We start from the raw sequence: 15,640 nt of genomic DNA on the forward strand, positions 1-15,640 counted from the left end.
GTCACCTGCGAAGAGTCAGCCATTCGAATGGAGCGCCTTGGTAGCCGCTCACGTGCAAGCTCCGTATCCAATGCTCAAGATTACTTACCAATCGGGCATCGTCAAAGGTGGTGAGACCTATTCCAGTTTTGCATAGAGGGCGGCCTTGTTGATCATGCAAGTCATCGGGAAACACTGGCCCCTCGCCCCCAAAATATACAAAATCGTTGCTAATCAGAACCCTGTTGACACGCGTATCACGGGCAACGTGATCAGGGTTTATAGAGCCATTAGGGAGAGAGTGAAAAGAGTCCCGCTGTTGCCAATCAACTCCAACTGCAGTTCTGAAGTAGATGTTGTCACCGCAACTTTGCTTCCGACTACCGTTGCGGTACGGTTTCTTTGATTCAAACCGTGGGTCTCGACCGTATTCGTCAAACGTCATTGCCTCAGTGACCCGCATCGCGTATACCAGATGCCCACCACGTCGAACAGTTCGATCATTGCTTCCGCTACCGACCACCCAATCACCGACACTAGCGCTTCTTCGAATAGTGGGCTTGCAAGTCGCGAGCGTGCAGTAGCTGTAGAAGGGATTGGGCGCAAAACCACTGTCGTACCGAACGACGTAGGAGTGAATGCGGGTCATTAGCAGGGATGCCGCTTTAGCGGAACCGGGTCGCAGGCACCGCCGTCAGGCTTTTCCCAGGAGTCTTTCCCGTTGATAGCGTCGATGATTGAATCGCCGTTCCACCCAACCAAGGCGTCCGCATGTTCTTTTAGCGCATCCGGCAGGTCGCATTCTTTTTCGCCATGCTCCCAAACACCAACAATGCGCTTGCCTTGTTTGGCCGCATATTCGATTTCCCAGTTCACCCAGTCGCTGTTTTTTGTTTGGGGTGAGACGTAGCAAATGAAAACTCCGGCCCAATTGATGGCAGGCGCAAGAATCTGCGTCTTGATGTAGTGCTCATCAGTGGCATCGTTAAACTTACCTGTGTGGATGGATGAATCTCGGACTTCCACCCCTTTCGGCGCCAACAAATCCTTGAGCTTCTGGAGCCCATGATCGTCCTTGTGGACATGGCTGATGAATACATTCCTTATGTCTGACATCTTTCCCCCCTACGGTTTCATTTGTTTGGGAGATCGTAACCGGGTTTGTCGCCGTTGTGGTAGGGGTTTCTGGTCAGCGGGCCAAAATGTCGGAGTGTGACTTGGTCCAAAATGCTGCTTTCTCCCTTGCCCGAATACTGTAAGTGGCGGCCCGCCCTTGAGGAAACGACGCTACCCGGTTTGCGATGCGCCCCATACTAGAGAAGATACGTCGACGGAAGGCGGCCACGCGTCGATCGCGATTGACTGGCTTCACCACGAACACCATTGAGGAAGTCCACGCCAGTGCAGCGCGCGGCCGATGGCCATCAGACCGGTAACACCGGTTGCTATTCCCGCGAAGATCCCCTACATCGAGGATGACTGACCTGGGTCTGTGTCATTGACGAGCGCGTGTGAAATGGCAGCGCTGCTGCAATTCGACTCTGGACAACAATAGGTGCAGCCATACACAAATGACTGCCCTCAGGCACTGAATCCGGTCGTTCGGAAATCCACTACGGATTGGTTGTGTGAATAGGTTGTCAATGCATGACCACCGCATATAGCCCGATCCGGGCGGTTACGAACAGTGCCTTTGGGACGGACACCTTGGAGCGAATCTGTCTTTAACCAAAAAAATAGATACCCACTATTTGTTGCTGCCAGCGAACGAGAACAATAAAGCTCTCGTTCGCTGGCAGCTCCCAAAGGTGTCTTTGTAGCTTGCCTTTTTGCTTGGCGTGGTCACCATGACGGGACGGTGTCACGCCTGTCGGCCAATTGAATCGGCCTACAGATTGAACCCACACTTCACAGCCGCCTCGTTGTAGGTCGCAAAGTCGATGATGGCATCCTGCCTGCGTTCATTTCGGATTGCTTCCACCCTCGCATCGGTACACGCTTCCACCTTGGGATCCTTGATTTCCACAAACCCTTCTGAAATCGCTTTCTGGGCAGCAGCAGACAGCTTGCCCGGTTGCACTTGGGCAGTTTCCTGTGCCGGTGTTGTTGCTGGCGCTGATGGACTTGTGGCCTGTGCCGCGCCTGCATTGCCATTGGCAGATGCTTGAGCGGAGCTGTTTGGATTGAAGTTCGCTGGCGCATTGGCGCCAGTGTTTTGCGGATACTGATAGGGGACAGGGTTCTTCAGATAAGGAATCAACATCCCGCCACAGGCAGCGCCCACGACGATCAGCCCAATGACTTGTGGGCCAATCCGCCAAAATATCTTGATCCATAGCAGACTGAAGAAGCCACCGGTGGTCCACACCGTAGTAGGCCGCACAAAGTTGCACAGCGCATTGCCAATATACGCGGCGATAAGCAATCCAATATGAAGGAGAATTATCAGATGCATCGTCCGCCGTCCACCACGTTCGCATCCATCGATGATTTTCGCGCCAGCGGCTGGAAGTCGGCCTGCAGTTTCGGCAACTCAGGCTATTTCTCAAGGTGGAGCGGGCTGTGCACTGCCGCAGCTGCCGCGAACGGCGAAGGCATGTTGGCCCGGGCCAAGATTCTTTGGCTGCTTGGAGACGCCTGCTCTCTTCGACTCGACCCGCAGAAGCTAAATGAGCCGCTTTCCGCTACCTTCGAAGATACTGAACTTTCAGTCAGTCTGTCTGACTTCGACGACAAAGCGATCGACCTGCTCGATGTCATCCTCCCAGAGCTAGATGACCCTCTGTTGCAGGCACGCGTTGCGGACATCCTTTGGTTAACGCGTCAACCCCGTCGGAAGCTGGGCGATGCAATCACTGCCATCGATGCTTACCGCAGTACACCACTGGACGCCGATTCATGGTTCTTGCATGACGGCAAGAATTGCTGGCGTCGTGCACTCATGCTCGCCTTGCAAATCCGTGTGCCTGGTGCGAGCCGTGTTTCGGAGATGAGAGATGCTCTCTTTACGGCAGCCGCAAGGCAACTGGACGAAGGCGACGCTGGGCCATCAATGGTTGAAACTTTGCTTGAATTCGGACTTGCACAAGCTGATGCTCTTGATCTTGCCGAGCGCCTCGTGGATCGCGCCAATAGGACGCTTGAGGGTGACGCAGGCAATCGATTTTTCCTCTCTCGGCACTACTTAGCGATTGCAAAGCGCTGCTTCGGCCTTCAACAGAACCACGAGCGATGTGCCGACGTCGACTGCGCTATCTCCGATGCATTTGTCGCAGAGGCTCAAGCGCGGCTGTCCGGGGCACATCCGAGCCATGTCGTTGCTGCAATGTTCTATGAAGATGCTGTACAAGCGCTGCTTTGTATCCCGAAGCACTTACGTGCAGCCCGCGGCATTGCTGACAAACTTCAAAGCCTTCGTCTGACGCAGCGAGATGTCGCCCAGCTTTCAATGGGGGACTTCATCCCAGTGCGAGGAGAGCCTATTGACCTTGAGCAAGAAATCCTAGCTGCTCAAGGACGTATCAGCGGAAAGGATTTGACCGAGGCACTTCTCGCATTGACTGAATGTCGGCCCCCGGCCAAGCGAGGCGAGATCGAGGGGCGTGCGCGCGAGCGGATGGAAAACTCCTTAACTAAGCGACTTTTCGCCTCTCGGAAACTGGCTAGTGATGGCCGTGTCGTCGCAAAGAGTCCAGCCGCAGGCGTCATTGCTGCGGATTCCGCCGAAGACGACAAGGCACTATGGGCGAAGATGGTTCAAGACTATCAATTCTCGATTCGCTTTGCTGTCAAGTCTTCCATTGCTCCAGCCCTGAGGCAGATCGTTCTAGATCACTTCATCACTGAAGACGACCTTATTAGCGTCGTGGCACAGTCAGGCATGGTTCCTGCCGAACGCGTCGGCTTGATTGCCAAGGGTCTAAAGGCTGGCTTCGAGGGAGACTTCATCGTAGCACTTCACTTGCTGACCCCCCAGCTGGAACATCTCGTACGCACACACTTGCAACTCAAAGGGGCAAAGACGACAACACCCGATGCCGAGGGCCTGCAGCGAGAGGCAGGTCTAAGTACCCTAGCGGCTTTGCCTGAAATGGTTGAGGTGTTCGGTGACGATCTGACATTCGAGATCCGAGCGATGTTCTGCGATGGATTCGGGCCAAACCTCCGCAACGAGCTCGCCCATGGACTGCTCGACGCAGAAGCCTTGCAGAGCGCGGAGAGCGTCTATGCCTGGTGGCTCATGCTCAGAACCATTTACGGACAGTACTGGTATAGGTAGCCTACAGACTCAATTTCGGAGGGGGGTGAAGCAGATTTCGGAGCACCAGCGGTGCCCCCTCCACCAGCCTACTGATGAAACTGAAATTGGGGAGTGTCAATACCGGCCCCCCATTCCTATCCAAGATGAGCCATCTTTCTAACTTGATGTTGGTCACTCCAGAACGGTCACCTGAGGCGCGGGGACCAAGCGACAGCTACCGTTGCACGACTGCCATTTAACACCTAACAGGCCGCATGAGGCTGATAGCGGGTCTACACGACAGTCCGGTATCTGGTCGTCCAGTGTCAAGCCCGTCCTGAAGCCGTTCATGGTCTTCGGCATTGAGCGGCGGTCCTTTGTCCTTAGGAAAATCGGACGCTCCGCAGCAAAGCTCACTTCCTGGGGGCAACGGCATGAGGGCCTGCGGGCACATGAAGGGCACCCATTCTGGTGTTCACAAGACATGGCCAAAATGGGATTTGATCGGGACATTGCTCTAAAGTTTTTTTATCTTTCTTCGGCCAATGTGTTGACTCAATCAATGGGGAGTATGCCGGCGTCTCAACAAAGTGGGGTCAGCTTCGCCCTTGCCTGGTATGCGCAATAGCTTGGCGAGTTGGGAGCAAAGATTGGAAGGGCAGAAAAATGGAAAAGGGCGCTTAGCGCCCTTTTAGACCAACAGATCGACAAGTCACTTAGAGCATGCTTTTCCATGATCGGCGTGATTGCCTTTGGCCTTGGCATCTGCCTCTGTCATGTACTCACCTGTCTTCGTCTTTCCGTAATGCTTTGAGCCTTCGCAGTGGTAGACCTTGGAGGCTGTGTTTACCCACACCTTCCCGTCTCCACCGCCTGCTGCAGCCGTGGCTAGCGCCGCGGATTTTGTTACTGCGGGAGTAGCTTTGGTTGCTGGAGCCGCGGCAGGCGTAGCGGTCATAGCGGGAGCACTGGCCTTGGCAGCTGGCACCGCAGTTTGAGCGAATGCCGTGGCCGCAAGGAGCATACCAGCTGCAATTGAGAGGATGCGAACAGATTTCATGTGGTTTCCCTAGTGATTGCGACGGACTTCAAACCTTTGAAGTCCTGCACCTACAACGAGTGTGCTCGCAAAATCCGTTTACATGCGAACTGGGTTTTCGGCTAACCCCCCAAGTTTCATATGAGAGTGTTAGCATTAAAGTGCAAAATTGCATTTCTGCCTTTGCAACTAAGTGCCTCGAAGCCGTCAATTTAGTAGGAGTTTCACAATGGACGCACAACAACTCGTTTCGGAATTTCTTGTTTCTGAGCATGGGAACCTAGCAACTCAGGCTCTGGCTGCTCAGGGAATTGGTGCTGATGATGCACAGCAAATGCTTAGCCAAGTGGCGGAAACTGCGCATGGCCACGTTGAAGAGCAAAGCAGTGGCGGTTTGCTGGGTGAGCATGCTGGAAAGAGTTTTTTCGCATCTTTCGCGGCAGGCCTGGTCCGAGGAGACGGATTTTTTAATTCACTGGTGGAAGGAGGCGAAGGCGTGCTGACCGGACGGGTGGCTGAGTCTTTGGCCGCGAAAATGGGCATCGACCCTTCCACGGCATCTACCATTGCCGCCGCCGCGACCCCCTACGTGGTGGCCTACCTGAAAGAGAAGTTCGCCTGAGCCCAACAATTGCTTCGAACCTGTTGAGGCAATTGAAGCCTTCATACTGGCGGAGTAAGACCGAAAACAAGGTGAATTTGAGCAATTTGTACCATCTGCATCAGCATGATGCTTTGCACAATTCGCACTAACAGCATGTGCACCCTAGGTCAGCCGAGACTCAATGCTTGGAGCATGCCAAGCATTGAGATCGTTCCCCTTTAGCGGTTAAGCGCACCGGGCAGTGAATCTGTATGCTCCTTGCGGACTGCTTCCAAGTCATCAGCGTCTATGTCAAGAGAGCCAAGAATAGTAGGAGCCACTTGCGCAGTCGTCACCGGCGTCTTGACGGTCGCCGCATGCAGACGAGGATTGGAAACAATCAAGCCAACGTTTGTATCGCCATAACTCATACCGCCGTGTTCAGCATTCTTTTTCGACGAGCCGGTGTAGATGGTTCCATACTGTGGCTGAACGATGATGTCAGGAGTGCGGCTGTCAACGGCAGGATTGTTGAACTTCAGCTTGAGCTCATCTCCTGCAAGCACTTCATCGATAAACAATGCAGCTGCATTGTGGTTCAAGTAATCGGCTACCGACTTTGTTTGCTTCTGATCTTGCAGCCATATCAGAGCAATGTCGTCGTCCTGCACGAAACCACAAGCGCCGGTGGTGCACGCGGCTGCGCTTGCAATCGCTTGTGCGGCAGGGTTGCTTGAATCTGGAAGCGCGGCGACCAAATCGGCGAAATGGCCTGGCTTGTTGACCTTTACAGGGTTTATTGGTGATTGACCGTGTTTGGCGGTGACGATAATCAGTGTGGAGTCGTACTTGCCATTCTTTTGCAACTCGGTAATCATGCTTTGCAGCGCAGCATCGGTCTTATCTAGACCGAACTGCAGCACTTTGGAGGGCGTGCCTGCTCCATCAACATAGCCACCGGCCAGTCCTTTGAGGCTTAGACCAACTGCGTCGGTCTCGGTTGCGCAGTCCTGATTGCCTTTATCCTTGGCAAGTTTTTGGCCTACGCTCACAGCCTGAAAATTCATGCCAAAAACGGTCGGGGTGCCGTGGCCCTGCTTGCCATCATGCCATCGGCCGTTGATTTGATTCAAGATGGCCGCAACTTTCAGCCTGTCATTTGCAACAGTGCACATGACGCTGGTTGTAGCGTCAGGACCGCTGCCCGTTGCTGGCGCGTTCGTGATTTCTGGCGTATAGAGGTCATCCACGCCGTGGCCAGAAGGTCCATTCACCAAGTCGTATGCCGGGTGCTTGTCTGCCCAAGCGGTATGCCCCCCGTGCTCTTTCACCACTTCAAATACGGTGTTGGTGCGCAACATACTGTGGGGATAAACGGGCACGCAGGCGCCGTCTTTCCAAGCTCTCGGAAGAGCTGCAGGATTAATGGTGTTGAGTGAAAGACCATCCTTACCGTAGTTGTCGATTGTCTCGTCAAACACTATCGTGTTACCTGGTGCGCCCACGCAGCTGGTGTTGGTGGGATCGAATAGTGTGCGATCGTAGCTGACGTCATAAAAAAGACCGTGCGATATGGGTGATCCGCCAGTGACCAAGGCTAGCAGACCGGGGAAAGAGTCAGAAAGAGATGGGGTGCGCGCATTCGTGTAAGTGATGCCGTGTCCGGTCAGTTTTGCAAGGGCTGAGTTCGGGTGGCCTTCCACATATCGTTCTACATCAAGGGCATGCAATCCATCCACACTTATCAGTAGAACGTGATCGATGTCGCTCGCATGGGCTGTACAGGCAGTACCCAATGCCAAGGCGGACAATGTTGCAAGCATGGATGCACGGAGTTTCATGATGAATTCCCTGAAAGGTGATTGATGGGACTTCAATATCCCTCGCTCACGTGTCAGCATCATGAAATTGAAAGACTAAAGTTCTTACGAGGATGGTCGATATTGCTGTTGAGTGGATTTTTATCTACTTGTCCCAACCTAAAGGTCTGTCTATATGTCAACATCTGTCTCTGGGGTGAAGCCCACTCCCACCGTAGTAAGCGATACTTCAAGTACTCCCCCTAGAGCTAAGGCGGCCGTTGAAAAGAGCGAGCCTGTGGGCGTCAAGGCTGCAGCAACGAGTTCTGCCGTGGTTACGATCAGTCCGTCAGCTCAGGCAGCTCAAGAAGCCAGTGAAACGCCTGCGCAAACCGCTCAAGAGGCACGTGGTAACGACAACCAGGCGAAGAGACTTTTGGCCAAACAGGCAGAATTGGCCAAGACCTATTCTCCGAAGTGAGATTCGGGAGTGATCGATAAAAGCGTAGCGTGCACAAAGAGAATCAGTACACGACATCAATGTGTTTTTGTCGATTTGAACTGCTGAAATTGCTTTGGTCTGCACGACTGGGCGAGGCCGCTTGCTCTGCGAGGTGTAGCTGGTCAGTTGTCCTGCTGACTAGTTTCTGACTTCAAACTTCGCCGTGAGTACGTTGCTACTCGGCCCTAAGCCAACTTTCATATTTCCCTCAGGCTTACCCTCAGAAAGCTCTGTCAGCGGCACCATCATCCGAAGCGCTCCATCTGCTAGTCAGATAGTGCGCCAGCTGGTCCAGGTAAAGGTATACCACTGGTGTCGTAAACAGTGTCAGGACCTGTGAAACCAGCAGTCCGCCGACCAGCGCGACTCCCACCGGGGCCCGTAGCTCGGAGCCTGCGCCATTACCCAAGGCGAGAGGCAAAGCCCCCAAAATAGCGGCACCGGTAGTCATCATGATGGGACGAAAGCGCAGCTTGCAGGCGTGGCGTATGGCATCCAATGGTACGGTGTCCACTGTGCGCTCTAATTCCAGCGCTACGTCCACCATCATGATTGCGTTCTTCTTCACAATGCCGATCAACAGAATGATTCCAATCATGGAGATCACATTCAGGTCGTAGTGCAGCAGCCACAGCGCTAAAAGCGCGCCTAGGCCGGCCGATGGCAGCGTGCTCAAGATGGTCAAAGGGTGAATGTAACTTTCGTACAAGATGCCCAAGACCACATACACCGCAACGATGGCGGCCAATATTAACCAGGGTTGATTGCCGGACGAGGCCTTGAAGGCCTTGGCGTTTCCCTGAAAGCTGCCATGCAGGGTGGCAGGCGGTGCCATGCCTGCTATAGCCTGTTCGACAGCGTTCACCGCATCTCCAAGCGCTACACCGTATGCTAGGTTGAACGAAAGCGTGACTGCCGGAAACTGGCCCTGATGATTGATCTGCGTGGGTACGGCGGAGTCCTCAAAGTGTGCAATGCTGGCCAGCGGAACCAACTGGCCGCTAGCACCAGGCACACGCAGCTGCAGCAGCGCGTCGGCGTCCATCTTGTGTACGGGATCCAGCTCAAGCACTACATGGTACTGGTCGATCTGGGTAAATACGGTGGCCACTTGGCGCTGACCCAGAGCATCGTACAAGGTGTCATCCACCGCTTGGGGGCTGATACCGAACTGTGCAGCGCGGTCGCGGTCAATCACCACGGTGGTGCGTGGCGCGGCGCTTTGCAAGTCACTGGTTACATCGCTGAGCTGCGGCAACTTCTTCAGCTGCCGTATTAGCCTTGCGTTCCAGTCGTACAGCTCTCCCAGTTCGGTATCTTCTAGCGTGTACTGGAACTGGGTGGCACTGCTACGTCCGCCCACCTGCAACTCCTGGCGCGTACGCAAGTGCAGCTCGATACCGGGCAGGCCAGCGGTTATTTTCTTCAGCCGCGCCATCACCACAGTGGCATCGGTATGGCGCTGCCCGAAGGGTTTCAGATTGATGACCAGGCGGCCTTCGTTCAAGGGTGACGTGTTGGTCCAGCTGTAGACTTTCTCCACATCAGGGTCATCGACAACTCGGCGCACCAGCTCCATCTGACGCAGAGCCATGGCCGGTGCTGAGATGTCGCTGGGCGCTTCGGAGGAGCCCAGAATCTGCCCGGTGTCCTGCTGCGGAAAGAACCCCTTTGGAATAAACCAGAACATGGCCACGGTAGCCAACAACACCAGCAGGGCTATAAGCAGGGTGGCCCGCTGGTGGCGCAGCACCCGCATAAGCGTGCGCTCGTACAGAGCTGCCAGGCCCAGAAAGGCATTCTCGAACACGCGCGCCACCCGGCCCGGCTGACGCTGCAGATCCAGGTGCAGCAACACGCGACACAACATGGGGGTGATACTCAGTGACACTAGGGCCGATACCGCCAGCGCCACGCCAACGGTGAGAGAGAATTCGCGGAACAGCCGGCCCACTACGCCCCCCATGAACAGCAGCGGTATCAGTGCGGCGATGAGTGACAGTGTCATTGACACCACGGTGAAGGAAACCTGGCCCGAACCCTCCAGTGCTGCCTTAAGCGGCGTTTCTCCCATCTCTACGTGGCGGATGATGTTCTCAATCACCACGATGGCGTCATCCACCACAAAGCCCACTGCTATGGTGATGCCCATCAGTGACAGGTTGTCTATGCTGTATCCAGTCAGGTTGAGGATGCCGAAGGTGCCAGCGATTGAGAGCGGAATCGCCAGCGCTGGTATCAGGGTAGCCCAGAGGCCGCGGAGGAACAAGAACACCACAAACACCACCAGCACCACCGTCAGCATCAGCGTACGCTGCACATCGGTCAAGCTGGCGCGTATGGTCTGGGTGCGATCGTTCACCACCTCGGCCTTGACCGAAGCTGGCAGGGTGCGTACCAGCTCGGGCAGAACGCGGCGTATGTCGTCCACAGTCTGCACCACGTTTCCGCCAGGTTGCTTGTGAATGTCCACAATGATGGCGCGTTGCTTCTGTATCCAGGCGGCCTGCTTGACATCCTGCGGCCCGCTGATGGCCTGACCGATGTCGCGCACACGCACCGGCGCTCCGTTGCGCCATGCCAGTACCAGTTCGTCGTACTCGTGCGCCTGGGTCAACTGGTCTGTGGCGTCAACCGAAACCGAGCGCTTGGGGCTGTCCAGCGTGCCCTTGGGTGCATTGGCCGTGGCGCTACCCAGCGCGGCGCGCACCTGCTCCAGGCTCAGGCCCAGGGTGTTGAGCTTGCCGGGGTCCACCTGCACGCGTATTGCCGGCTTTTGCTCGCCGTGCAGGTCGATCAGCCCGACACCGCTGATGCGCGAGAGTTGCTGGGCGATGTAAGTATCGGCATACACGTCGACCTGTTCGAGGGGTAGCACGTCCGAGGTGACCGCAATGGACATAATCTGAAAATCCGCCGGATTGGCCTTCTCCCAGCTGGGTGGTGCTGGCAATGTGCGCGGCAGCAGGCCACTGGCGCTATTGATGGCGGCCTGCACGTCCTGCGCGGCGGCGTCTATGCTTCGGCTTAGGTCGAACTGCACTGTGATGGAGGTGCTGCCTTGTGCACTGCTGGAGGTCATGTCGGTAACGCCGGGGATCAACGCCAATTGGCGCTCCAGCGGCGTGGCCACCGAGGTGGCCATCACCTCGGCGCTGGCACCTGGCAATTCAGCCGACACGTTGATGGTGGGCAGGTCAACCGATGGCAAGGCCGCCAGAGGCATTTGCTGGTAGCCCGCGATGCCGAACAGCACCAGCATCAGCATCAGCAATGAGGTGGCGATGGGGCGCCGTATGAAGGGCGCCGACAGGTTCACGGAGGAACCCCAGTTGCAGACGCGTCACTGACAATCACTTTACTGTTTTCACGCAATCTGGCCTGTCCCGTAGTCACAACGCGCTCTCCCTGCTTGAGGCCTTCGGTCACTACGCGCAAACCGCCAGAATCGGGCCCCAGTTTGAGTTGTCGCAGGCTGACCGTGTCATCGGCGTTAACAACAAACGTATACGGGCCATCCACACCACTTTCCACCGCCTGGGCTGGCACTACCAGCGCATGAGGCAGGGTATCCACTTGCACCGCTACCTTGGCGAACTGTCCCGGCGTCAATGCACCGTCTTCGTTTGGAAACAACGCCTTGACGGTGATGGCACCACTGGTTGGGTCTACCGCATTATCGATAAAGGCCAGTTTGCCTTGGCGTGGCTGGCCCATGCCGGTGACGCTGGCGTTGACAGGCACACCCCCCTTGCGTTGCGCCGCCTTCAAAGCCGCCAGTTGCGACTCCGGCAGTGAAAAGGTGATGTATATCGGCTGCGTCTGGTTGATCACCAGTAAAGTAGTGTCGTTGGCCTTGGCGGCACCGCCCACCGGTAACAGCAAGGCACCGGCCACGCCGTCCATTGGAGCATTGATTCTGGCATAGCCCAGTTGTAAGCGTGCGCTGTCCAGCGCCGCGCGGTCGGCCTTCAGATTGGCCTGGGTGGTCAGCATGTCTGCGAGCGACTGGTTCAGGCCGCTCTGCGATATGAATCCCTGACTCGTTAGAGCCTGGTTGCGCTGATAGTCGGCCTGCGCCCTTGCCAGTTGCGCCTCGTCACGTGCCAGCACGCCTTCAGCCTGATGTGTTTGCGCCTCCAACAGCGCCGGGTCTATGCGAAGTAGCAATTGTCCCTTGTGCACCATTTGCCCTTCTGCAAAGTCGACCTCGGCCACCTGGCCGTCCAGACGCGCCTTTACTGCCACCGAAGCTCGTGCCTCCGCTCGGCCATTGGCAGCCAGAGTTAATGGCAAATCTTGCCGCTGCACTTGCGCCACTGTCACCGCTAGCGGCACCTCAGCGGAGCTGGCCTTGGGCGCGGCGTCCCCGCCACTGCGCAACCCTTGATAGCAGAGTAGGACAAGGACGATTGCCGCGCTACAAAAGAGAACAGTGCGTTTGATGTTGCTCACCCCGCAGATTGTATTGGGTAGCCTCAAATCGAGGATGGTAGCGCAGCAAAGCGTCCAACTCATTCCAGAAATTGGGTTTCAGGCCTGACAGCATGTGGCTTAACACATCATGCACACCCCATCTTCACCTGGGGCTCGATTGGCAAATTATTGGCAAATTGGTTATGCCAAACCGGATAGGAACGGGAATGCCCGATGCGGGCAAAGTGGCGCTCAAATTGCCGAAACGGACCTAGATCAGGAATGCGGATACAGCACCATGCGTTGCAGTACGGTCAGACTTTTGGCTCGAATGTGCGCAATAGCGACCACACCGCCCAACTGCTGAGCAAGGTAACTGGAAACGCCCACAATACGTCACTCAGCCAATGGTGCATGCCGCTGATACGGGCAAAGCCAATGGTGGCACCCGCCAGAATGCCGAGCGCCATCCATACCGCGCGGCGCTTGCGAAATACCAGACACAGGCTGCTAAAGAAGAAACCACAGGCAGCGTGGCCGCTGACAAAGGAGCAATCCTTGCTGCATTCCTCGGCAAAGACGCCCACCTTGGAGAACTGCTGTGTGCCACCAAACTCCTGTATTTGAGAGGGACGCGCACGCTCCCATAGCGGCTTGACGATGCCATTGACTGCTAGACCCGGCCCGGCAATTCCTGCAAGTGCCATAAATGCCAAAGGCAATCTCCAGCGCTTCCAGCGAACCTGTAAACAGGCCACCAGCCACAGAAGTACGCAGACCAGTACCAAGCCTCTGAAGAGAGTCGGCGTATAGTCATTCAACATCTGCACCCACCACCATCTGCTGGCACCGTTCGCTGTGGGAGAGAAAAAAAGTCGCGCCACCTGCAAGTCGAGCGAGCCCCAGAAGGTAGGGATCAGGGCCAGAAGCACGGAGGCGAAAACAAAGGTTCCATAGACGCGATTGGCTTCATCGGGTCTGAAATAGCGCAGTGATAGGTTGGACATGGGCGCACTGTAGAGCTCTGGACTTAGGCCAACCATAGGGTGAGTTCAAAACGAAACCACGACACGCAGGCCAGTCATTTCCCCAGCTTTGGCATGTTCCAATTGAATTTGAGCCCCTAAACGCTGGACAATGGTTAGCACGATCGACAGACCCAGGCCTGAGCCCATTTCCTCATTGCCCAGCACGCGGTAGAAAGGATCGAATACGCGCGTACGCTCGTCCTCGGCAATACCTGGACCAGTGTCGGAAATCAGCAACGCCGTGCGGCCCTGAATCTGGCGCACAGACAAATCGATTTTGCCTCCTGGCGGGGTGTAGCGAATGGCGTTGTCCACCAAGTTCTTCACCAGGGTGAACATATCCACCTCGGTGGCCAAAACGGTGTAATCCTGCTCGCCTACCATTCCCAGATCAATGCCTTTGGCACGAGCCAAGGGCATCAGGTCCTCGGCAACGCGCAAATAGACCGTGCGTACTGAGACTGGCTGCATTGGCTGTTGCGGACTATCCTGGGCACGCGCCAATGCCAGCAATTGGTCCAACAATTGGCGCGAACGCAGCAGGCCACCTTGCAAAACGACCAGACGTTGCCTAGCCTGTGCAGACATGTCGGTAGCCCCCAGCAGCTCGGCTTGCAACGATAGGGCAGTCAGCGGTGTTCTCAACTCGTGTGCAGCGTCCGCTAGGAAACGGCGCTGGCCGGCCATGGCCTGCGCAACGCGCGACAGCAGGCGGTTGATGGCCACAACAAAAGGCCGGATTTCCGTAGGTATGTCGGCCTCGCTCATGGTCCGTAAGTCATCCTGCTCGCGCTGGTCTATGTCGTGCGCCAGTGCCTTGACCGGCTTAAGCATGGTGCGAATCAGAGCCCGCACCAGCAGCAGCAGCAGGGGGATCAACACAACAAAGGGCAGCACCGCCCGCAGAGCGCTATCGCGCGCGATTTGGTCGCGCGCACTGGTTCTTTGTCCCACTACAAAGCGCGTGCCCGACGTTAGTGTTTCCACCACCACGCGCCAGTCCTGCCGTTCCACGTTGACGGTTTGCACACCGTCTTCCATGTCCGCGCGGAAGGCCACAGCTGTGCCGGACACATTCAAAGGCGACTGGCCGGGTCGGGCCAGCACCTGAACTACAACCAGGGACTCGGGGTCGACATCAGGGGCATCCACGGGCTCGGCTGGCGGCGCCAGCGCCACGTGCTGGCGACGTACCATGGCGGCGATCTGCCGCAGCTGATCGTCCTGCAGTTCATTGGCCTCGTTAAAGGCCGAGCCATAGGAAAAAACTCCGGCGGCCAGGGCCACGCCCCCAATCACCATGGCAAGCCAAGCCGAAAGCTTGAACTGTAGTGAACTGTCGATCAGCCCTTGTCGACCATCCATCCCATACCCCTGACGTTTTTTATGACATCGCTGCCAAGCTTCTTGCGCAGTGCGTGAATTAGGAACTCGACAGCATTGCTCTCAACCTCCTCATTCCAGCCGTAAATGCGGTCTTCTAGTTCGGCCCTCGACAGAATGGCGCCGGGACGCCCTAACAGGGCCCGCAACAAGGAAAACTCCCGACTGGACAACCGGCATAGCTTGCCATCCAGGTGGACTTCCTTAGTTGCTGGGTCCAGCGCCAACACACCATTGGATAGAACGGGGCCGGCAACGCCGCCGCGGCGACGGACGATGGCGCGCATGCGTGCCAGCACCTCGCCCATCTCAAACGGCTTGAGCACATAGTCGTCGGCCCCCGCGTCTAACCCACCAATGCGGTCAGCCAGCGTGTCGCGCGCAGTGATGACCAGCACAGGCACCGGGTTGTCTCCGGCGCGCAGCTGATGCAGTACTTCCATACCATCGCGTTTGGGTAAGCCCAAGTCCAGCAGCACGGCGCCATAAGTCTGACTGGATAGAGTATGGAGGGCACTTTGTCCATCACGCACCCAGTCCACGGCGTAGGACGCATCCTTCAAGGCCTGCTCGACTGCCGCACCAATCATGCGGTCGTCTTCTACCAGCAACACGCGCATATAAGAAGCCTGAAAAATAACCCTGTACGGCCCTACGATAAACCCAAAAGG

Annotated in this window: 13 protein-coding genes; 3 read left to right on the forward strand and 10 right to left on the reverse strand. The window is 56.3% G+C overall.

Annotated features, from left to right (window positions below):
* Position 1 precedes the first annotated feature (1 nt).
* From AC1RMF_RS07475 to AC1RMF_RS07485, 3 genes are all read right to left on the reverse strand, one after another.
* Positions 2–628 (reverse strand): Nmad2 family putative nucleotide modification protein, encoded by a 627-nt coding sequence (locus AC1RMF_RS07475; protein ID WP_493140890.1) that lies wholly within the window; start codon positions 626–628, stop codon positions 2–4.
* A complete protein-coding gene (locus AC1RMF_RS07480; protein ID WP_493140891.1) occupies positions 628–1,095 on the reverse strand; it encodes a TIR domain-containing protein in 468 nt (155 codons plus the stop codon). Before AC1RMF_RS07480 ends, AC1RMF_RS07475 begins: the two co-directional genes overlap by 1 nt.
* A 772-nt stretch (positions 1,096–1,867) precedes the next feature.
* A complete protein-coding gene (locus AC1RMF_RS07485; RefSeq protein WP_493140892.1) occupies positions 1,868–2,404 on the reverse strand; it encodes a hypothetical protein in 537 nt (178 codons plus the stop codon).
* A 6-nt stretch (positions 2,405–2,410) separates the two neighbouring features.
* Here AC1RMF_RS07485 and AC1RMF_RS07490 point away from each other — a divergent pair, with 6 nt between their 5' ends.
* Entirely contained in the window at positions 2,411–4,258 is a 1,848-nt protein-coding gene (locus AC1RMF_RS07490; protein WP_493140894.1) for a DUF4209 domain-containing protein, read from the forward strand.
* 673 nt (positions 4,259–4,931) lie between these two features.
* On the opposite strand, the gene AC1RMF_RS07495 is transcribed toward AC1RMF_RS07490, so the two are convergent.
* Complete coding sequence (locus AC1RMF_RS07495) at positions 4,932–5,279, reverse strand: hypothetical protein (protein WP_493140896.1); 348 nt, start codon at positions 5,277–5,279, stop codon at positions 4,932–4,934.
* Positions 5,280–5,487: 208 nt separating this feature from the next.
* Between AC1RMF_RS07495 and AC1RMF_RS07500 the strand changes: the two genes are divergently transcribed.
* Complete coding sequence (locus tag AC1RMF_RS07500) at positions 5,488–5,880, forward strand: hypothetical protein (protein WP_493140898.1); 393 nt, start codon at positions 5,488–5,490, stop codon at positions 5,878–5,880.
* 200 nt (positions 5,881–6,080) lie between these two features.
* Here AC1RMF_RS07500 and AC1RMF_RS07505 read toward each other — a convergent pair whose 3' ends face one another.
* Entirely contained in the window at positions 6,081–7,682 is a 1,602-nt protein-coding gene (locus AC1RMF_RS07505; RefSeq protein ID WP_493140900.1) for an alkaline phosphatase family protein, read from the reverse strand.
* Between the two features lie 154 nt (positions 7,683–7,836).
* Here AC1RMF_RS07505 and AC1RMF_RS07510 point away from each other — a divergent pair, with 154 nt between their 5' ends.
* Positions 7,837–8,121: a hypothetical protein gene (locus AC1RMF_RS07510; RefSeq protein WP_493140902.1), complete on the forward strand. Its 285-nt coding sequence runs from the start codon at positions 7,837–7,839 to the stop codon at positions 8,119–8,121.
* 241 nt (positions 8,122–8,362) lie between these two features.
* Here the strand turns inward: AC1RMF_RS07510 and AC1RMF_RS07515 are convergent, their stop codons facing one another.
* The 5 genes from AC1RMF_RS07515 to AC1RMF_RS07535 form a co-directional block, all read right to left on the reverse strand.
* Positions 8,363–11,461: an efflux RND transporter permease subunit gene (locus tag AC1RMF_RS07515; protein ID WP_493140904.1), complete on the reverse strand. Its 3,099-nt coding sequence runs from the start codon at positions 11,459–11,461 to the stop codon at positions 8,363–8,365.
* Complete coding sequence (locus AC1RMF_RS07520; protein WP_493140906.1) at positions 11,458–12,660, reverse strand: efflux RND transporter periplasmic adaptor subunit; 1,203 nt, start codon at positions 12,658–12,660, stop codon at positions 11,458–11,460. Before AC1RMF_RS07520 ends, AC1RMF_RS07515 begins: the two co-directional genes overlap by 4 nt.
* A 212-nt stretch (positions 12,661–12,872) precedes the next feature.
* Positions 12,873–13,565 (reverse strand): phosphatase PAP2 family protein, encoded by a 693-nt coding sequence (locus AC1RMF_RS07525; RefSeq protein ID WP_493140908.1) that lies wholly within the window; start codon positions 13,563–13,565, stop codon positions 12,873–12,875.
* Positions 13,566–13,610: 45 nt separating this feature from the next.
* Positions 13,611–14,951: an ATP-binding protein gene (locus tag AC1RMF_RS07530; protein WP_493140910.1), complete on the reverse strand. Its 1,341-nt coding sequence runs from the start codon at positions 14,949–14,951 to the stop codon at positions 13,611–13,613.
* Entirely contained in the window at positions 14,930–15,589 is a 660-nt protein-coding gene (locus AC1RMF_RS07535; protein ID WP_493140912.1) for a response regulator transcription factor, read from the reverse strand. Before AC1RMF_RS07535 ends, AC1RMF_RS07530 begins: the two co-directional genes overlap by 22 nt.
* Positions 15,590–15,640: the final 51 nt, after the last annotated feature.

The organism is Rhodoferax sp. GW822-FHT04A08 (assembly GCF_058801025.1).